This is a genomic window from Brevundimonas sp. P2_A6, from assembly GCF_056404975.1.
This window is the reverse complement of the sequence record NZ_JBFUCZ010000002.1, coordinates 531,204-547,318: the sequence shown is the minus strand read 5'-3', so window position 1 is coordinate 547,318 and position 16,115 is coordinate 531,204. Positions and strand designations below refer to the sequence as shown.

The window sequence follows — 16,115 nt, the reverse complement described above, 5'->3', positions numbered from 1 at the left end:
GTCTAGCGTCACCACCGGGCGGCGGACAAGCGAAAGCCCCGTCGGTGATCGACGGGGCTCTGACTTTCCAGGGTGATCGGGTTCTAGTTCTTTGCGGACTCCGCGGCACCCGTGACGGCGGCACCGGCGGCCTGCGTGTCGCGACCGGCACCGGCGACCGTGTTGCAGGCAGCCGTGGTAAGGGCGGCGGCGGCGGCGACCAGAACGAAAATCTTGCGCATCGGAATACTCCTGAAAATCCGGGTCGGCGGGGATGGTTCGCCGGTTCGCCTGATCAACGTCGCGCGCGGGTCAGGGTTCCCGGGCGCACGACGGCATCGCTGCGCTCCAGATCCCGGGCGTCCGTAGGCCGCAGCGCCTCGGGGGTGGCGAAGATCATGCGCGCGATCGTGCCGCCGTTCGGGGCCGCGATCACTTCAGCCTCGCCCCGCAGTTGCTTGGCGAAGGCTCCCATCAGGGTCCGACCGACACCGGCCTTGGCCAAGGCCTCTTGGGGACCCGGCCCATCGTCCTGGACCTCCAGCACACTGGTGTCCCCATGCACCCTGAACCGAACCTGCAGCGCGCCGCCACGCCCGGCGAAGGCGTGTTTCTGGGCGTTGGAGACCGCTTCGACCAGCCACAGGGCCAGGGGGGCCAACTTGTCGGGATCGACCACCAGACTGTCGGCGTCGATCGCGCTGGTCACGACGGGGCCGCGACCGGATTCCGCCGCCACCAGCTGTCCTACGAGTTCGTTGATGAAGTCGCGCGCATCGGCGTGCCGGATGTCGTCGCTCTGATAGAGGGTGCGATAGATCAGGGCGAGCGCCGAAATCCGCTGTCGGGTGTCGGCCAGCGCCGCCTTGGCGGGTTCATCCTTCAGCGATCTTTGCTGCATGGACAGCAGCGACGAGATGATCTGCAGATTGTTCTTCACCCGGTGATGGATTTCGCGCATCAGCGCGTCCTTCTCGGCCAGGCTCTCGTTGAGCGACCCGTCGCGCGTGGAAATCGCCTCCGCCAGACTGTCCAGGGTCGAGGCCAGAACCCGGATTTCCGACGGCGCGTTGGCGGCCTGGACCGGTCGCACCGAATACCGTCCCCGCGCATAGAGCGAGGCGATCCGCTCCAGATAGTCCAGCCACCGAATGACGATCCGCTCCGACACCAACATCACCGCCGCGAATGCGGTCAGCCAGGCCGCCAGCGGCAGAAGCAAAGCGCCGATCGGGTTCAGTCGCGCCCACGACAGAAGCCCCGGCGAAGGGGCGGACACCACCACATAGACGTCACGTCCGGCCAGGGCGGCTCCGGCGTAATCCCGGTGCTCGCCCGTCGCGTCCCAACCATCGAATGTCGCCGACTCACCCCTTCGCGCGCGCTCGACCCAGCCGAGCAGCGACGCTCCCCGTCGCAGGTCGAACGCCCCGACGTCCGTGGCCACCAGAACCTGGCCACGTTCGTCGGTCAGAGCGGCCTCGGCTCCCTCCGGCAACGATTGATCGTTCGTGTCCGGCTGAAGGTCCGCCAGAGGAAGGACGGCGGCCATGGCTCCGGCGAAGACGCCGAGCGGCCTGTCCCATCGGACCCCCACGATCAGCGCCGGATCGGCGCTGATGTTGCCGGACGCCCGGCCGACCGTGACCAGTTCGCCCTGCTTGAGACGTTGAAACCACGGGTCGTCGCCGAACCGCGCTGCATCAGCCGCGCCCGGGAGCTCGCTTCCACAGACCGAGGTCCCTCCCGTGCCGACCCGATAGACGGCCTGGAAACCCTCGAGCCGGTCGATGAGGGACGAAAGGCGTTCCGAACACGCCGGACCCGCTCCCTCCGGGGCAAGGGCCTCGAGCAGAACCGTCGCCGTATCCAGCCGCGCCTTGGCCGTCATCGCCGCGCGACCGGCCGCCTGCTGAAGATCGGACTGCCGCTCGATGGATTGCCGTCGAAACTCAGCCTGCGCCTGTACCGCGCCCAGGAGCAGGATCGGCAGCAAGGCGATGGCCATGGCCAGGCCCATGCGGAAGCGGATGCCTTGAAAACGGGGCGAACGCGTCAGGAACCGTTTCATCGATCGAGGCACGCGCGGCGAGAGTGGAGGCCCCGCCATGGGGCCGGCCTGGGCCACGCGCTCAACCCTGTCGCGCGCTGCTCAGGCGATCCGCGTCGGCCAGAATGGAGCGCATCGCATCACCGGCGGCGCGTCCGTCGCGCCCATAGCCGCCGCGTTCCAGCGTGGCCTGCAAAGCCTTGCGGGCGCGGCTGACGCGGCTTTTGACCGTGCCCACGGCGCACTGACAGATTTCGGCGGCCTCCTCGTAGGCAAACCCACCGGCCCCGACCAGGATCAGCGCCTCGCGCTGCTCCTCAGGCAGGGTGTTCAATGCCTGGCGCAGTTCATCCAGGGCGACGGGTGCTTCGGGGTCGTCCACCGCGACCAGGGTCCGCTCGGCGGCCTCCTGGTCCAGCTGGGTCGAACGCCAGGACCGGCGCTTCTCGGAATAGAACTGGTTGCGCAGGATCATGAAGGTCCAGGCCTTCATATTGGTGCCCATCTGATAGCTGGCTCGGGCGTCCCAGGCTTTCATCATCGCATCCTGCGCCAGGTCGTCGGCCGCCGTCGGGTCCCCGGTCAAGGTCCGGGCGAAGGCGCGCAGATGCGGGATCAGCTGGACCAGTTCGCGCTTGAAGCCCTCGTCATCGGCGGACGGCGGCTTGGGCGCGGTCGAGCGCGGATTGCCGACGCTCACGCCTTGTCTCCACCGGCCTTGCGCTCGTCGGCCCGGCGCAGGATGTCCAGGAACTCGTCCGGCACGGGTTCGTTGACCACCTCGTCGAACATGTGGCGCAGCTTGACGCCGATGGCCTGCTGACGCAGGCGCGCCTCCTCCATGGGAGGTTCTCCCACGCCGGTTTTGCCTGCGGCAGGCTTGCGCCCGGACTCGGGTGTGTCGATCATGAATTGTCGGTCGCCAATGTTGATCTCGATGGATGAGGCTCGCCGTCTGACACCGGCTTGTCGTTCTTCGACCCGCTGAACGTCGCGGGTTCACCCCGGTTCCGGGGTTAACGGCATTTAATGGTCAAGCTGGCTTGTGTCACGGGAACCGTTGCAGCACGGATACGTTTCTCCCTTCACGCGCGCCCGGGAAACGGGCGGCAACGTCTTACTTTGTCGGGGACTATCTGAATGAGCCTTCTGGCCAGACTCGCGCCGCACCTTCCGTATGTGCGCCGCTACGCGCGCGCTCTCACTGGCGATCAGGCCACCGGGGACAACTACGTCCGCGTCGCGCTGGAGGCGCTCGCGGCTGGTGAGCGTCAGCTGTCCCCCGACATGACGCCGCGCGTGGCGCTCTATCACGTGTTCCACGCCATCTGGTCGTCGACCGGCGCGCAACTGGAGGACATGAGCGGCATGGGCGACGAAAACGATGCCTCCAGCCGGCTGATGCGGATCGCCCCGAAATCGCGGCAGGCCTTCCTGCTGACGGCGCTGGAGGGTTTCACGCCGTCCGAGGCCGCCCAGATCCTGTCGGCCGATGCCCAGGGCGTCGAGCGTCTGATCGCTGACGCCCAGGCCGAGATCGACGCGGAACTGGCGACCGACGTCCTCATCATCGAGGACGAGGCGATCATCTCCGCCGACATCGAGAGCCTCGTGCGCGAACTGGGCCACAACGTCACCGCCACCGCGACGACGCACGACGAGGCCGTGGACGCCGTGGCCCGCCATCGCCCGGGGCTTGTCCTGGCCGACATCCAGCTGGCAGACGGCTCGTCGGGCATCGATGCGGTCAAGGACATCCTGAAGCGGTTCGACGTCCCGGTCATCTTCATCACCGCCTTCCCGGAACGGCTGCTGACGGGAGAGCGGCCGGAGCCGACCTTCCTGATCACCAAGCCGTTCCAGCCGGAGACGGTGAAGGCCGCCATCAGTCAGGCGCTGTTCTTCCACCCCTCGCGTCAAACCAAGGAAGCCGCCTGACCCCAGGCGGCTTCTGGCCACGAAAAGCCCCGCCGGCGCTTGCCGGCGGGGCTTTTGCTTGAATGGAAGCCGTCAGTTCGAGGACGGTGCGGCCTGGACGGTCGGTGCGTTGACGTTCGGCACCTCGCCGGTCGGCGGGCTGGTGGGTTCCCCCGTGGAGGTCGTCGGCGCGTCAGCCGTGGCCACGCCGTCACCGACGTTGAAGGCCTGGGCCTGAGCGACCTGGTTGTCGTCATCGTCATTGCCCGGCCGGTTGAACGCGCCGCTGAAGAACAGAAAGACCACGATGAAACCGATCAGGGTCAGACCGATGGCGATGGCCATCTCGGTACTGATCCGTCGCCCGCCCTTGCCTTGCCGGGTGTACTGCTCCTCGACGGGACGGCCCTCGTGAACGGCGTCGGCAGCCTCGGAATGGGGATCGTTGTGGGACATGGGAGGCTCCGGCGTCTGATGGGAATACAGGCCATACAACGCCACCGAAGCGTCACCGTTCCTGAGCCGGCGGCGGTTCGCGATGGGCGCGAAAAGATCCAGCCCAGGCGGAACCCTATTCCTCCAACGCGGTTAGTCCTCTGCGGAGGCGGCGACGCCCCCCCGACTTGGACCGGCGCTACGTTGGTCCTTGCCGCCTCCGCGCCTCATTCTCGATGATGCCACCTTAGAAGGCGACCTTGATCGGTCGCCTTTTTCTTTGGCTTGCCGACGAGGGCTGCGTCATGATGGGTCTGCAAAAGCAACCAGCCGGGAGGCGACCATGGCCCTGATGAACCGACAGTGGGTGCTGCGCCAGCGACCGCACGGCCTCGTACAGGACGCCGATCTGGAACTGGTTTCCAGCCCTGTGCCCGAACTGGTCGAGGGTCAGGTGCTGATCCGCACCCTCTATCTGTCTCTCGACCCCACCAACCGCACCTGGATGAACGACGCCGTCGGCTATCTGCCACCCGTCGGGCTTGGCGACGTGATGCGCGGCCTGACCCTGGGCGTGGTCGAGCAGTCGCGATCCGAGCGGTTCAAGGTCGGCGACATCGTCTCGACGGCCATGGGCGGCTGGGGTGATTACGGCGTGGTGGCCGACAGCGCCGTGTCCAGGGTCCACCGCGCGCCCGGTCTGCCGCTGACGGCGAACATGTCGGTCCTCGGCATGACCGGAATGACCGCCTATTTCGGCGTCACCGACGTGCTGCGGCCCGAGCCCGGTCAGACCATGGTCATCTCGGCCGCGGCCGGGGCCGTCGGATCCATCGCCGGTCAGGTGGCCAGGCAACGCGGCGCGCGGGTCATCGGCATCGCCGGCGGCCCGACCAAATGCCGCTGGCTGGTGGACGAACTCGGTTTTGACGGCGCGGTCGATTACAAGAACGAGGACGTCGGCGAAGCGCTGGATCGGCTGTGCCCGGACGGCATCGACCTGAACTTCGAAAACGTCGGTGGCGACATCATGATCGCGGTCTGGAACCGCCTGAACCTGGGTGCGCGCATGGCGGTGTGCGGCATGGTCTCGGCCTACAACGCCACCAAACGCCCGCCGTCCCCCGACCTCAGTCGCCTGATCACCCACCGGATGACCGTGCAGGGCTTTCTGGTGATGGACTATGCCCCGCGCGCCAAGGAGATGGCGGCCGAACTCGGCCCCTGGCTGGCCTCGGGCAAGGTCAAGTGGAAGGTCCACGTCGATGACGGCCTTGAGGGGGCGGTCCGGTCGCTGAACCGCCTGTTCACCGGCGACCATGACGGCAAGCTGCTGGTGCGGGTCTCCGAGGAGCCTGTCGCGTGATCCCGAAAAGTATCAGCGGTTTTCGGACAGGATCACGCGCAAGGAACACACACTGATGGCCGACCCGCTGCACGTCCATTTCGAGGATCTGGAAATCGGTCAGGTTCTCCAGCTTGGTGCCTGCGCGGTGGACGAGGCGGCCATCGATGTGTTCGTGACCCATTTCGCGCCAGGCTGGGACCTGGCCTATGGCGCGCCGGACGCCCTGGTCTATGCGCTGTGGAGCCGCCTTCAGTCCGACAAGTCTGCCGGCTGGGCCCAGTCCAAGGTGCTGGCCGTCGACGGGCTGCGGTTCATGCGCAACCCGCCCGCAGGCGAACTGCTGCGTGGCCGGATGACGGTGATGGGCAAAGATCCCGTGGGCGACGAAAAAGGCATCGTCATCGCCCAGCACGATCTGCTCGACGAAGGCGGCCGACTGGTCTTCTCGTGCCTGACGCGCGGGCTGTTCGTCCGAAGGTAGGCAACGAAAAGCCCCGAAGGCGAACCGACGGGGCCCTTCAGATAACCGGGGCTCAAGTAGCCCGAAGGGCGATAGCCCCAAAAAGACGCTTGAGCCGCCCTTGCGGCTTAAGCGTTCGCCGCCGTCGGCATCTCGGCCGCGCGCTGGAACGCCAGGGCGATCAGACGGTCCCATCCCAGCAGCGAAACCAGGTGGGCATAGATCTGACCCAGAGCACCGTTGTCGCGCAGCTCGGCCAGCTTCTCGGCGGGCAGGGCCTTCAACTTCTCTTCCGAGACGGCGAAATAGTCGGCCAGCTTCTGCGGCTGGCCGGGGTTGCCCTTTTCGTCGCGCGGCGTGAACACGGCCTCGCGCACGTCGAACAGGTCCAGCTCGGTCAGCAGGGCGACGAAGCTGTCGGTGCGCTGACGCTCCTGTTCGAAGTTGTTGCAGAACTCCATCGCCTGGGTGACGTATTCGGTCGGCTGGTCGTTCTCGAACAGGGGGACTGTGCCGCCTTCGGCGATGAAGGGCGCGTTGCGATCGATGCACAGGATCAGGCGACCCTGGTCGGCATCGTTTGCGAAGACGAACGGATAGCGGCGCACATAGGCCGGGATGTAGGCCTCGGGACGGAAGTCGCCGGCGGGGCTGACATACAGGTTCTCGCCCTGGCGCAGGCCCATGACGGCGCACGGCTGCTTGGTCTCGCCCAGGAAGACGATCGGATAGGACAAGGCCCCCGGCGCGAACTCGGTCACGGTCATCGGCACGACGTGGGACGCGCCGACGAAGGCATAGGGCTTGTCCAGCGCGTTGACGCCCAGCTTGCCGTGGGTCTCGGCCGACAACGGCTCGGGACGCGAGTAGAACAGGACGTTGCCGTCCAGCTGGGGCATGCCGTTGCTGGCGGCGGGCGAAGTGGTGTCGGTCATGGACGCGGGCTCTGGGATTGCAAGAAGGCGCGCTTCTAGCCGAACGGATCGGTTCGGGCAAACGGGGGTGCCGGGCCTGCGCCAGATTCACGTTCGAGGACATTTCGCAGCGGGAATTTCCCCACGATGGTCATGCTCCGCGACAGGCGGCCGGCCTTACACACGCCTGTCCACGCCGGATGCATCCGGCCGCTGTGGTTGCGGTTGGGCGCGACCGGCCCTAGCTTTATCCGATGGCCTCGACCTGCGATCACCAACATGCGCCCGGCGGCCTGACGCCCGGGGAGCTCGGTCGCGCCCTCGATCTGGCCCAGGACCGCTGCGAGGCCGATGGCGAGCGCATGACCGCGCCCCGACGCCGGGTGCTGGAGTTGCTGCTGGACGCGGGCGAGCCGGTCAAGGCCTACGATCTGATTGCAAGGTTCGGCACGGACGGCACCGCCGCCAAGCCGCCGACGGTCTACCGCGCGCTCGAGTTTCTGGAGAAACGGGGCATGGCGCACCGCATCGCCTCGATCAGCGCCTATGTCGCCTGTTCGGTCGGCGACCGTGCTCACTCGGCCGCCTTTCTGATCTGCGACTGCTGCGGCGCGACCGAGGAGGTCACGCCGCCCGAGGGCGAGGCCCTGCAGACGGCGGCGACGGCGTCGGGCTATGTTCTGGAACGCACCACGATCGAGGGCCATGGTCGCTGCCCGGCCTGCCGTGTCGCCGCATAGCGCCTTCGCGCTGGCATCCACCCGCCGCGACCCCTAAGTTTCAGTCATGGACGCCGCCCGGCTCTTTCCGCCCCGTCGCCTGCGCGTCCCCATCGACAACCGGTGGGGCAGTGGAACCATGGCGGTTCTGGATTTCGGCGATCCGAAGCGGCCCGTCGATCTGATCTTCAGTCACGCGAACGGCTTCAATGCCGTCACCTATCGGTCCATCCTGGCGCCGCTGGCATCCTCGCTGAGGATCCTGGCACCCGATTTGCGCGGTCACGGGGCGACACGGTTGCCGACCGAAACACAGGGTCGACGCGACTGGCACGACCACCGCGACGACCTCGTTTCGCTGTTGGAAGCCTTTCCCGGACCGCCCGTGGTCCTGGCCGGGCATTCGATGGGGGGCACATCCAGCCTGCTGGCGGCGGCCGAACGACCCGACCGCGTGTCGCAACTGGTCCTGTTCGATCCCGTCATCTGGGGCGGGCTGACCAACGTCCTGTTCCGTACCCCGCTGCTGCGGCGCTTCAGCGACCGCATCCCCCTGGTGAAGAGTGCCCGTCGGCGCCGCGCCACCTTCGACAGCCGCGAACAGGCCCTGGCCGCCTATCGCGGGCGCGGCGCGTTCAAGGGTTGGTCGGACGCTGTGCTGATCGACTACCTCACCGATGGCCTGACAGGCACCGACCAGGGCTGCACCCTCAGCTGCGCCCCGGCGTGGGAAGCCTCGAACTTCGTATCCCAGAGCCACGATCCCTGGCGGGCGTTGAGAACCTATTGCAAGCCGATACGCATTCTTCGGGCGGAGACGGGGTCGATCACCCAGATGCGGGCGCATCCCCGGGGGCTGCCGCATATCACGGTCGAGACCGTGCCGGACACGGGGCACCTGTTCCCCATGACCCGCGCCGACGTGGTGCGCGACGCCCTGTTCGACGCGGCGGTCTGAACACTCAGGCCTTGGGCCGGCTCGCCTCGTAGGCCTTGCGGTCGCGCACGATGGCGGCGGCGCGCGCCTGACGCTCCTGCTCAAGCCGACGCTCGGTCTCGACCAGGTCCCGGTTCTGCTGCGCCGAGGCCTCTGCCCTGCTCACGCCCGCGGCCCGCCCGGTGATGTCGGGCAGATAGATCGGCTGGACGCATTCGCGGCCTTCCGCATACCACCAGCGCCCGCTCTTCACGCAGGCATTCTCCGGATCGACGTAGAACCGCTGGACGACGAACAGCCCGACCAACGCCAGTGCGAACAGTCCGAAGAACAGGCCGCCGATGCGGCGTGCGGTCAGAAAGCGGTTCATCTCACATCTTGTCCCGGTGCGACGCCCGATCACGCCGCGTTACATTGACAGGCCGGTTCGCCCGTTCCATTCCCTGCCGCAACATTCCGGCACTTGTGTGGATCGTATCATGAAGGTTCTCGTCCCCGTCAAACGGGTGATCGACTATAACGTCAAGGCCCGCGTCAAGGCCGATCAGACCGGCGTCGATCTCGCCAACGTCAAGATGAGCATGAATCCCTTCGACGAAATCGCCGTCGAGGAGGCCGTTCGCCTGAAGGAAGGAAAGGAACACCACGCCGCAGGGACCGTGGATGAAATCGTCGTGGTCTCCATCGGCGTGCAACAGGCCCAGGAAACCATCCGCACCGCCCTGGCGATGGGCGCCGATCGCGGCATCCTGATTCAGTCCGACACAGACCTTGAGCCCCTGGCCGTCGCCAAGCTGCTGGCCGCCGTCGTGGCCGAGGAAAAGCCGGACCTGGTCCTGATGGGCAAGCAGTCCATCGACGGCGACAACAATGCGGTCGGCCAGATGCTGGCCGCCCTGCTGGACTGGCCCCAGGCCACCTTCGCCGCCAAGATCGAGATCGCGGGGGGTTCGGCCAAGGTCACGCGCGAGGTCGACGGCGGCAACCAGACCCTATCGGCGGCCCTGCCCGCCGTCATCACCGTGGACCTGCGCCTCAACACGCCGCGCTATGCGTCGCTTCCCAACATCATGAAGGCCAAGAAGAAGGAGATCGCCATGAAGGCGGTCGCCGACTACGGCGTCGATACGGCCAATCGTCTGACCGTGCTGAAGGTCACCGCCCCGCCCGTCCGCTCGGCCGGGATCAAGGTCGCCGACGCCGCCGAACTCGTGTCCAAGCTCAAGACCGTGGGAGCCCTGTAAATGGCCGTTCTCGTCATCGCCGATCACGACGCGACCCACGTTCGCGACACCACCCACAAGACCGTCACCGCCGCCCTGGCGCTGAGCCCGGACGTCGATGTCCTGGTCGTCGGCCAGGGGTCGAAAGCCGTCGCCGACGCGGCCGCGAAGATCGCGGGCGTGCGCAAGGTCCTGCTGGCCGAGAGCGGAGAGCTGGGTCACACCCTGGCCGAGGCCGTCACCGCCACCGTCGTGCCCCTGATGTCGGGCTATGACGCGGTGCTGTCGCCCGCCACCATGGACGGCAAGAACGTCATGCCGCGCATCGCCGCCAAGCTGGACGTGGCCCCGATCTCCGACATCGTCGAGGTCGTCTCCGCCGACACCTTCGTCCGCCCCATCTATGCCGGCAACGCGCTGGAGACGGTGCAGTCCTCGGACGGCAAGAAGGTCATCACCGTGCGCGCCACCGCCTTCGCCCCCGCGGCCGAGGGCGGCTCCGCCTCCGTGGAGACCGTGACCGGTGCGGATGCGGGCAAGGCGGGCTTCGTCGGCGAGGAACTGGTCAAGTCCGACCGTCCCGAGCTCGGGGCCGCCAAGATCGTCGTCTCCGGCGGTCGCGCCCTGGGCTCGGCCGAGGAGTTTCACGCCGTCATCGAACCCCTCGCCGACAAGCTGGGTGCCGCCGTCGGCGCCAGCCGCGCCGCCGTCGACGCGGGCTATGCGCCGAACGACTACCAGGTCGGCCAGACCGGCAAGGTGGTCGCCCCCGGCCTCTACATCGCCGTCGGCATCTCGGGCGCCATCCAGCACCTGGCGGGCATGAAGGATTCCAAGGTCATCGTCGCCATCAACAAGGACGCCGACGCCCCGATCTTCCAGGTCGCGGACTATGGCATCGTCGGCGACTACAAGACCATCGTGCCGGAGCTGATGACCGCCCTGGGCTGATCGTCACGCCACATCCGACGAAGGGCGCGGTGCCGGTGCGGCCCGCGCCCTTTTTCATGCCCTTCGGTCCGGTCAGGCCTGCGCCGCATGGTCGGCCAGCAGGGCATCCAGCTGCTCGAACTGTTCGGGCAGGCCCTGCTCTGCCCCACGGTTCGCCTCCAGCGCCGCCTTCGACGGATAGAGATCGCTGACGGTCACCAGCGTGCGTCCGTCGATCTCTTCAAAGGTGACCGTCGTCACCGCGCCGTCCGGCTCCTCCTCGTTCGTCCAGACCAGACGCGAGCCCGGTTCGACCTCCAGATACTTGCCGACGAAGGCCATCGAGTCGGCCTCGCTGTTCCCGAACACCAGGCGATAGCCGCCGCCGACGCGGACATCCATCTCCAGCGACCTCAGCGGGATGGGCATGGACGCCGGGGCCCACCACCGCTTCATCAGCTCGGCCTTGGTCCAGGCCTCGAACACGATGCGGGCCGGCGCATCGAAGGTTCGGGTGACGACGAGCTCGCGCTCGGACGGCTGTTCGATCTTGGTCGCGTTAGGCATCGGTCTGTTCCCTGCGTTGTAAATCCGCGACCACCTGATCCAGCGCGTCGAAGCGCGCCGCCCAAAGTTGTCGATAGGTGTCGATCCAGGCGGCCTCTTCTTCGAGGGGCCGTAGACCCAGGCTGCATGTCCGAACCCGCCCGACCTTCTTCGTCGTGACCAGCCCGGCCTGCTCCAGCACCCCAACATGCTTCTTCATCCCCGTCAGGGTCATGTGGAACCGGTCGGCCAGCTCGGTGATCGAGGCATCCGATCGTCCGAGCTGCTCCAGCATCCCCCGACGGGTCACGTCGGACAGGGCCGCGAAGGAGTCGCTCAGGCGGGGCGAAGAATACTGAACCATCTGGTGCAGTATTAGCGTTGGAGTCGGTGACGCGCAAGCCGGCAGCGCCGCCTTACCGATCCGTAATGTTTCCGCCTTTGACGGATGGCGCGTCAGGCCTTTGTAATCACACCTCGTTCGATGCCGTGGGCATCACAGGGGAGCGCGTCCAATGATCCGTCACGCCTTGCGAGGCCCCAGCCTCGCCGTCGTCGCCTGCGCGCTGGCGCTTTCTGCCTGCGCCACCACCGGGGACGGAGCCACGGCCCCCGACGGTTCGGACAAGGCGGGAGCCTCGAGCGAGCGGACCCTGGCCACGGGTCTGGATTATGCCGCCAACCCCGATCCTTACCCTTCCACCTATCAGCCGCTGCCGCGCGACAATATCGCCATCGTCGGCGGCACAGTCCTGACCGGCACGGACCAGAAGATCGAGAACGGCGTCGTCCTGGTCTCGGACGGCAAGGTCGAGGCCGTGGGCCCCGCCTCAACCCCCGTGCCGGCCGGCTACCGCGTCGTCGATGCGCGCGGCCGCTATGTGACGCCCGGCATCATCGATGTGCACTCCCACCTCGGCGTCTATCCGTCCCCCGGGGTCCAGGGGATGAGCGACGGCAACGAGGCGACCTCGCCCAACACCGCCCAGGTCTGGGCCGAACACTCCCTGTGGCCCCAGGACCCCGGCTTCAACACCGCGCGCGCCGGGGGCGTGACCACGCTCCAGATCCTGCCCGGCTCGGCCAATCTGTTCGGCGGGCGGTCGGTGACGGTGCGCAACGTCCCCTCGATCTCCATGCAGGGCATGAAGTTCCCCGGCGCGCCCTACGGCGTGAAGATGGCCTGCGGTGAAAACCCCAGCCGCGTCTACGGCAGCCGCAACCAGTCGCCCGCGACCGGCATGGGCAATGTCGCGGGCTACCGCGCCGCCTTCATCGCCGCCCAGGATTACCGCGAGAAATGGGACAAGTGGCGCGAGACGGGCGAGGGCTCACCCCCCACCCGCAACCTGCAGAACGAGACCCTGGCGGGCGTTCTGGACGGCACCATCATGGTCCAGAACCACTGCTACCGGGCCGACGAGATGATGGTGATGCTCGATATCGCCAAGGAGTTCGGCTATCGCGTCACCGCCTTCCACCACGCGGTGGAGGCCTACAAGATCGCGCCGCAACTGGCCGCCGCGGGCGTCTGTGCCGACATGTGGACGGGCTGGTGGGGCTTCAAGATGGAGGCCCTGGACGCGGTCGAGGCCAACGCCGCCCTGGTCGACGCGCCCGAAGGGTCCTGCGCCGTCATTCACTCGGACGACGCCCAGCTGACCCAGCGCCTGAATCAGGAGGCGGCCGCCGCACTGGCGGCCGGTCGTGCCGCCGGCCTGACCATCTCCGAGGAACACGCCATCGGCTGGATCACCTCCAACGCCGCCCGCTCCATCGGCATCGGCGACGAGACCGGCTCGCTGGAACCCGGCAAGCGCGGCGACGTGGTGATCTGGAGCGCCGATCCGTTCAGCGTCTATGCCCGCGCCGATCAGGTCTTCATCGACGGGGCGCTCACGTTCGACCGCTTCGACCCCCGCTATCAGCCCGTGTCCGATTTCGAGCTGGGCCAGCCGGGCTATGGCCTGACCGCCGCCACCGTCAATGAGGGAGCCCGCTGATGCGTCGTCTCGCAATCGTCTCCCTCGCGGCCCTAGCGATGTCCGCCATACCGGCTTTCGCCCAAGTGACCGCCATCACCGGTGGCCGCGTCCTGACCGGCACCTCGGTCATCGAGAACGGAACGGTCGTCATCGACGGCGGCCGGATCGTCTCCGTCGGAGCCGGTGCAGCCCCCAGCGGCGCCCGCGTCATCGATGCGCGCGGCAAGGTCGTCACGCCCGGCTTCGTCGCCGTCGATTCCGGCCTCGGCCTGACCGAAATCTCCTCGGTCGGCGGCTCGGAGGATCAGTCGAACGGGGCCAACACCATCTCCGCCTCCTTCGACGTCAGCTACGGCCTCGATCCCTGGTCGATCGCCATCCCGGTCGCGCGTCTGGGTGGCATCACCCGCGCGATCGTCGTGCCGAACCATCCGGGCGGATCGGGTGGGCACGAGCATCAGGACGATAGCGACTTCGCGGGCGCCGGCCAGGGCGGCTTCCAGACCCCCGGCCTGTTCGCGGGTACCGCCTCGATCATCCATCTCGCGGCCGGGACCGACATCCTCGTTCAGCCGCGCGTGGCCATGGTCGCGCCCTTCGGCGAAGCCGGAGCCGGCGTCGCCGGAGGCGCGCGCGGGGCCGAGTTCACCCTGTTCAAGGAAACCCTGGCCGAGGTCCGCCTTTACGCCCGCAACAAGGCCGCCTACGACCGCGCGGCCCTGCGCGACCTGTCGATCTCCCGCGCCGATCTGGAGGCCCTGATCCCGATCGCGAACGGTACCATGCCGCTGATCGTCACCGTCCACCGCGCAGCCGATATCCAGCAGGTCCTGCGGCTGGGTCGCGAGGAAGGCGTCAAGCTGATCTTGGACGGCGCCGAGGAGGGCTGGCTGGTGGCCGCCGACATCGCCGCAGCGAACGTCCCGGTCCTGCTCAACCCCATCTCCAACCTGCCGAGCGACCTCGAAAGCCGGGCCGCGCGGATGGAGAACGCCGCCGCGCTGAACGCCGCCGGCGTCGTCATCGCCATCAAGGGCAATGAGGGCTCGGTCCACCGCGCGCGCGAGGCCCGCTACAACGCCGGCAACGCCGTGTCCCACGGCTTGCCGTTCGAGGCGGCCATCGCGGCCCTGACCGTCAACCCCGCCCGCATCTTCGGCATGGGGGGCCAGTTCGGCGAACTCCGCGCCGGGGCTGCCGCCGACGTCGTCGTCTGGTCCGGAGACCCGCTGGAGCCCCTGTCCACCGTCACCGCCGAGTTCATCAACGGCCAGGAACAATCCCTGACCAGCCGCCAGATCCTGCTCCGCGACCGCTATCGCGCGGGGGGCCGGGTGAACGGTGGGATGCCGGTGGCGTACGGGCAATGATCGCCTCCCTCTCCCAGCGGGAGAGGGCTTGAGCACACGATCATGCAATGATCGTTCTTTTGCGAAAGGGTGAGGGGTTAGGCGTCAACCGGTAAGGGCATGACCCCTCACCCTTTCGGCTGACGCATCGCTTCGCTCTGCGAGCCTCAAACCCTCTCCCGATGGGAGAGGGTCCGCGATGCCTGTAATTCGCCGCTCTGTTCGCCTATACGCCCGCACATGAAGTTCCTCGACCAGGCCAAGATCTACATCCGCTCCGGAAACGGCGGGGCCGGCTCCGTGTCGTTCCGGCGCGAGAAATTCATCCCGAACGGAGGGCCCGACGGCGGCGACGGCGGCAATGGCGGCAACGTCTGGGTCGAGGCGGTGGAGGGGCTGAACACCCTGATCGACTATCGCTACCAGCAGCATTTCAAGGCCCAGACCGGCGGCCATGGCCAGGGGCGCCAGATGCATGGGGCCAAGGGCGAAGACATCATCCTGAAGGTCCCCGTCGGCACCCAGGTGCTGGGCGAGGACAAGGAGACGGTCGTGCTCGACATGGTCGAGGCGGGTCAGAAGGAGCTGCTCCTGTCCGGCGGCAACGGCGGCTGGGGCAATGTCCGCTTCAAGGGTCCGATCAACCAGGCCCCCCGCCACGCCAACCCCGGCCAGGAAGGCCAGGAAATGTGGATCTGGCTGCGGCTGAAGCTGATCGCCGACATCGGCCTGGCGGGCCTGCCCAATGCGGGCAAGTCGACCTTCCTCGCCGCCGCCTCGGCCGCGCGGCCCAAGATCGCAGATTACCCCTTCACCACCCTGGCCCCGAACCTCGGCATGGTGGACCTGTCGCCCGGCGAGCGGTTCGTCATCGCCGACATCCCCGGCCTGATCGAGGGCGCGTCCGAGGGCGCGGGTCTCGGCACGCGGTTCCTGGGTCACGTCGAACGCTCGGCCTCGCTGATCCATCTGGTGGACGGGACGCAGGACGACGTGGCCGAGGCCTACCGGATCATCCGGGGCGAGTTGGACGCCTATGGCGAAGGCCTGGCCGACAAGCAGGAGATCCTGGCGCTCAACAAGATCGACGCCCTGACCCCCGAGGCGCGCGAGGAGAAAGCCGCCGAGCTGGAGGCCGTGGCCGGTCGTCGCCCGATGCTGGTCTCCGGTGTCTCGGGCGAAGGCGTGCCCGAACTGCTCCGCGCCGCCTGGGCCGAGGTTCGCAAGACCCGCGGCGAGATCGACGAGGAAGGCGACGAGATCGAGACCTTCGCCGACGGCTGGGTGCCCTGAATTCGGGAACTCCGGCCTTCCTCGATCGCT

Annotated in this window: 19 protein-coding genes; 10 read left to right on the top strand and 9 right to left on the bottom strand. The window is 67.6% G+C overall.

From position 1 onward, the window contains the following. Nucleotides 1-83 precede the first annotated feature (83 nt). From AC1DW4_RS08205 to nepR, 4 genes are all read right to left on the bottom strand, one after another. Nucleotides 84-221 carry an entericidin A/B family lipoprotein gene (locus AC1DW4_RS08205; protein WP_477016752.1) on the bottom strand — a complete coding sequence of 46 codons (138 nt, stop codon included), beginning with the start codon at nucleotides 219-221 and terminating at the stop codon, nucleotides 84-86. A gap of 53 nt (nucleotides 222-274) precedes the next feature. Further along, a complete protein-coding gene (gene phyK, locus AC1DW4_RS08200) occupies nucleotides 275-2,050 on the bottom strand; it encodes a sensor histidine kinase PhyK (protein ID WP_477016751.1) in 1,776 nt (591 codons plus the stop codon). Nucleotides 2,051-2,111: 61 nt separating this feature from the next. Beyond that, nucleotides 2,112-2,729, bottom strand: a complete 618-nt coding sequence (locus AC1DW4_RS08195) for a sigma-70 family RNA polymerase sigma factor (protein WP_477016750.1) — start codon at nucleotides 2,727-2,729, stop codon at nucleotides 2,112-2,114. Next, nucleotides 2,726-2,938: an anti-sigma T factor NepR gene (gene nepR, locus AC1DW4_RS08190; RefSeq protein ID WP_477016749.1), complete on the bottom strand. Its 213-nt coding sequence runs from the start codon at nucleotides 2,936-2,938 to the stop codon at nucleotides 2,726-2,728. The genes AC1DW4_RS08195 and nepR overlap by 4 nt, the downstream gene beginning before the upstream one ends. Nucleotides 2,939-3,169: 231 nt before the next feature. Between nepR and phyR the strand changes: the two genes are divergently transcribed. After that, on the top strand, nucleotides 3,170-3,967 hold the full coding sequence (phyR, locus tag AC1DW4_RS08185; RefSeq protein ID WP_477016748.1) for an anti-anti sigma factor/receiver protein PhyR: 798 nt from the start codon (nucleotides 3,170-3,172) through the stop codon (nucleotides 3,965-3,967). A gap of 72 nt (nucleotides 3,968-4,039) precedes the next feature. Here phyR and AC1DW4_RS08180 read toward each other — a convergent pair whose 3' ends face one another. After that, complete coding sequence (locus AC1DW4_RS08180; protein ID WP_477016747.1) at nucleotides 4,040-4,402, bottom strand: hypothetical protein; 363 nt, start codon at nucleotides 4,400-4,402, stop codon at nucleotides 4,040-4,042. Nucleotides 4,403-4,724: 322 nt separating this feature from the next. Between AC1DW4_RS08180 and AC1DW4_RS08175 the strand changes: the two genes are divergently transcribed. After that, entirely contained in the window at nucleotides 4,725-5,747 is a 1,023-nt protein-coding gene (locus AC1DW4_RS08175) for an NADP-dependent oxidoreductase (protein WP_477016746.1), read from the top strand. A 55-nt stretch (nucleotides 5,748-5,802) separates the two neighbouring features. Further along, nucleotides 5,803-6,210 (top strand): MaoC family dehydratase, encoded by a 408-nt coding sequence (locus AC1DW4_RS08170; protein ID WP_477016745.1) that lies wholly within the window; start codon nucleotides 5,803-5,805, stop codon nucleotides 6,208-6,210. Nucleotides 6,211-6,317: 107 nt separating this feature from the next. Here AC1DW4_RS08170 and AC1DW4_RS08165 read toward each other — a convergent pair whose 3' ends face one another. After that, nucleotides 6,318-7,124 (bottom strand): SapC family protein, encoded by an 807-nt coding sequence (locus AC1DW4_RS08165; RefSeq protein WP_477016744.1) that lies wholly within the window; start codon nucleotides 7,122-7,124, stop codon nucleotides 6,318-6,320. A gap of 233 nt (nucleotides 7,125-7,357) precedes the next feature. Here AC1DW4_RS08165 and AC1DW4_RS08160 point away from each other — a divergent pair, with 233 nt between their 5' ends. Next, nucleotides 7,358-7,843, top strand: a complete 486-nt coding sequence (locus AC1DW4_RS08160) for a Fur family transcriptional regulator (protein ID WP_477016743.1) — start codon at nucleotides 7,358-7,360, stop codon at nucleotides 7,841-7,843. A 46-nt stretch (nucleotides 7,844-7,889) separates the two neighbouring features. Next, entirely contained in the window at nucleotides 7,890-8,780 is an 891-nt protein-coding gene (locus AC1DW4_RS08155) for an alpha/beta fold hydrolase (protein WP_477016742.1), read from the top strand. 4 nt (nucleotides 8,781-8,784) lie between these two features. On the opposite strand, the gene AC1DW4_RS08150 is transcribed toward AC1DW4_RS08155, so the two are convergent. Next, a complete protein-coding gene (locus AC1DW4_RS08150; RefSeq protein WP_477016741.1) occupies nucleotides 8,785-9,129 on the bottom strand; it encodes a hypothetical protein in 345 nt (114 codons plus the stop codon). Between the two features lie 109 nt (nucleotides 9,130-9,238). Here AC1DW4_RS08150 and AC1DW4_RS08145 point away from each other — a divergent pair, with 109 nt between their 5' ends. Together AC1DW4_RS08145 and AC1DW4_RS08140 are read left to right on the top strand one after the other, a co-directional pair. Continuing rightward, the gene (locus AC1DW4_RS08145) at nucleotides 9,239-10,003 is read left to right on the top strand and encodes an electron transfer flavoprotein subunit beta/FixA family protein (protein ID WP_477016740.1); all 765 of its coding nucleotides are present in this window, start codon (nucleotides 9,239-9,241) and stop codon (nucleotides 10,001-10,003) included. Further along, on the top strand, nucleotides 10,004-10,933 hold the full coding sequence (locus AC1DW4_RS08140) for an electron transfer flavoprotein subunit alpha/FixB family protein (RefSeq protein WP_477016739.1): 930 nt from the start codon (nucleotides 10,004-10,006) through the stop codon (nucleotides 10,931-10,933). It abuts the gene before it with no gap. A gap of 72 nt (nucleotides 10,934-11,005) precedes the next feature. Here AC1DW4_RS08140 and AC1DW4_RS08135 read toward each other — a convergent pair whose 3' ends face one another. Both AC1DW4_RS08135 and AC1DW4_RS08130 read right to left on the bottom strand, forming a co-directional pair. Further along, complete coding sequence (locus AC1DW4_RS08135) at nucleotides 11,006-11,479, bottom strand: SRPBCC family protein (protein ID WP_477016738.1); 474 nt, start codon at nucleotides 11,477-11,479, stop codon at nucleotides 11,006-11,008. After that, complete coding sequence (locus AC1DW4_RS08130; protein WP_477016737.1) at nucleotides 11,472-11,822, bottom strand: ArsR/SmtB family transcription factor; 351 nt, start codon at nucleotides 11,820-11,822, stop codon at nucleotides 11,472-11,474. The genes AC1DW4_RS08135 and AC1DW4_RS08130 overlap by 8 nt, the downstream gene beginning before the upstream one ends. A 151-nt stretch (nucleotides 11,823-11,973) precedes the next feature. On the opposite strand from AC1DW4_RS08130, the gene AC1DW4_RS08125 reads away from it, so the two are divergent. From AC1DW4_RS08125 to obgE, 3 genes are all read left to right on the top strand, one after another. Further along, nucleotides 11,974-13,461, top strand: coding sequence for an amidohydrolase (locus AC1DW4_RS08125; protein WP_477016736.1), 1,488 nt, complete (start codon nucleotides 11,974-11,976; stop codon nucleotides 13,459-13,461). Then, entirely contained in the window at nucleotides 13,461-14,813 is a 1,353-nt protein-coding gene (locus tag AC1DW4_RS08120) for an amidohydrolase family protein (protein WP_477016735.1), read from the top strand. Before AC1DW4_RS08125 ends, AC1DW4_RS08120 begins: the two co-directional genes overlap by 1 nt. 219 nt (nucleotides 14,814-15,032) lie before the next feature. Continuing rightward, nucleotides 15,033-16,085 carry a GTPase ObgE gene (gene obgE / locus AC1DW4_RS08115; protein ID WP_477016734.1) on the top strand — a complete coding sequence of 351 codons (1,053 nt, stop codon included), beginning with the start codon at nucleotides 15,033-15,035 and terminating at the stop codon, nucleotides 16,083-16,085. The last annotated feature ends 30 nt before the right edge of the window (nucleotides 16,086-16,115 follow it).

What these genes read in the sequence shown, in the direction of transcription:
- AC1DW4_RS08205 (WP_477016752.1), bottom strand. Translation starts at nt 221, where the DNA reads ATGCGCAAGATTTTCGTTCTGGTCGCCGCCGCCGCCGCCCTTACCACG.
- phyK (WP_477016751.1), bottom strand. Translation starts at nt 2,050, where the DNA reads ATGAAACGGTTCCTGACGCGTTCGCCCCGTTTTCAAGGCATCCGCTTC.
- nepR (WP_477016749.1), bottom strand. Translation starts at nt 2,938, where the DNA reads ATGATCGACACACCCGAGTCCGGGCGCAAGCCTGCCGCAGGCAAAACC.
- phyR (WP_477016748.1), top strand. Translation starts at nt 3,170, where the DNA reads ATGAGCCTTCTGGCCAGACTCGCGCCGCACCTTCCGTATGTGCGCCGC.
- AC1DW4_RS08180 (WP_477016747.1), bottom strand. Translation starts at nt 4,402, where the DNA reads ATGTCCCACAACGATCCCCATTCCGAGGCTGCCGACGCCGTTCACGAG.
- AC1DW4_RS08175 (WP_477016746.1), top strand. Translation starts at nt 4,725, where the DNA reads ATGGCCCTGATGAACCGACAGTGGGTGCTGCGCCAGCGACCGCACGGC.
- AC1DW4_RS08170 (WP_477016745.1), top strand. Translation starts at nt 5,803, where the DNA reads ATGGCCGACCCGCTGCACGTCCATTTCGAGGATCTGGAAATCGGTCAG.
- AC1DW4_RS08165 (WP_477016744.1), bottom strand. Translation starts at nt 7,124, where the DNA reads ATGACCGACACCACTTCGCCCGCCGCCAGCAACGGCATGCCCCAGCTG.
- AC1DW4_RS08160 (WP_477016743.1), top strand. Translation starts at nt 7,358, where the DNA reads ATGGCCTCGACCTGCGATCACCAACATGCGCCCGGCGGCCTGACGCCC.
- AC1DW4_RS08155 (WP_477016742.1), top strand. Translation starts at nt 7,890, where the DNA reads ATGGACGCCGCCCGGCTCTTTCCGCCCCGTCGCCTGCGCGTCCCCATC.
- AC1DW4_RS08150 (WP_477016741.1), bottom strand. Translation starts at nt 9,129, where the DNA reads ATGAACCGCTTTCTGACCGCACGCCGCATCGGCGGCCTGTTCTTCGGA.
- AC1DW4_RS08145 (WP_477016740.1), top strand. Translation starts at nt 9,239, where the DNA reads ATGAAGGTTCTCGTCCCCGTCAAACGGGTGATCGACTATAACGTCAAG.
- AC1DW4_RS08140 (WP_477016739.1), top strand. Translation starts at nt 10,004, where the DNA reads ATGGCCGTTCTCGTCATCGCCGATCACGACGCGACCCACGTTCGCGAC.
- AC1DW4_RS08135 (WP_477016738.1), bottom strand. Translation starts at nt 11,479, where the DNA reads ATGCCTAACGCGACCAAGATCGAACAGCCGTCCGAGCGCGAGCTCGTC.
- AC1DW4_RS08130 (WP_477016737.1), bottom strand. Translation starts at nt 11,822, where the DNA reads ATGGTTCAGTATTCTTCGCCCCGCCTGAGCGACTCCTTCGCGGCCCTG.
- AC1DW4_RS08125 (WP_477016736.1), top strand. Translation starts at nt 11,974, where the DNA reads ATGATCCGTCACGCCTTGCGAGGCCCCAGCCTCGCCGTCGTCGCCTGC.
- AC1DW4_RS08120 (WP_477016735.1), top strand. Translation starts at nt 13,461, where the DNA reads ATGCGTCGTCTCGCAATCGTCTCCCTCGCGGCCCTAGCGATGTCCGCC.
- obgE (WP_477016734.1), top strand. Translation starts at nt 15,033, where the DNA reads ATGAAGTTCCTCGACCAGGCCAAGATCTACATCCGCTCCGGAAACGGC.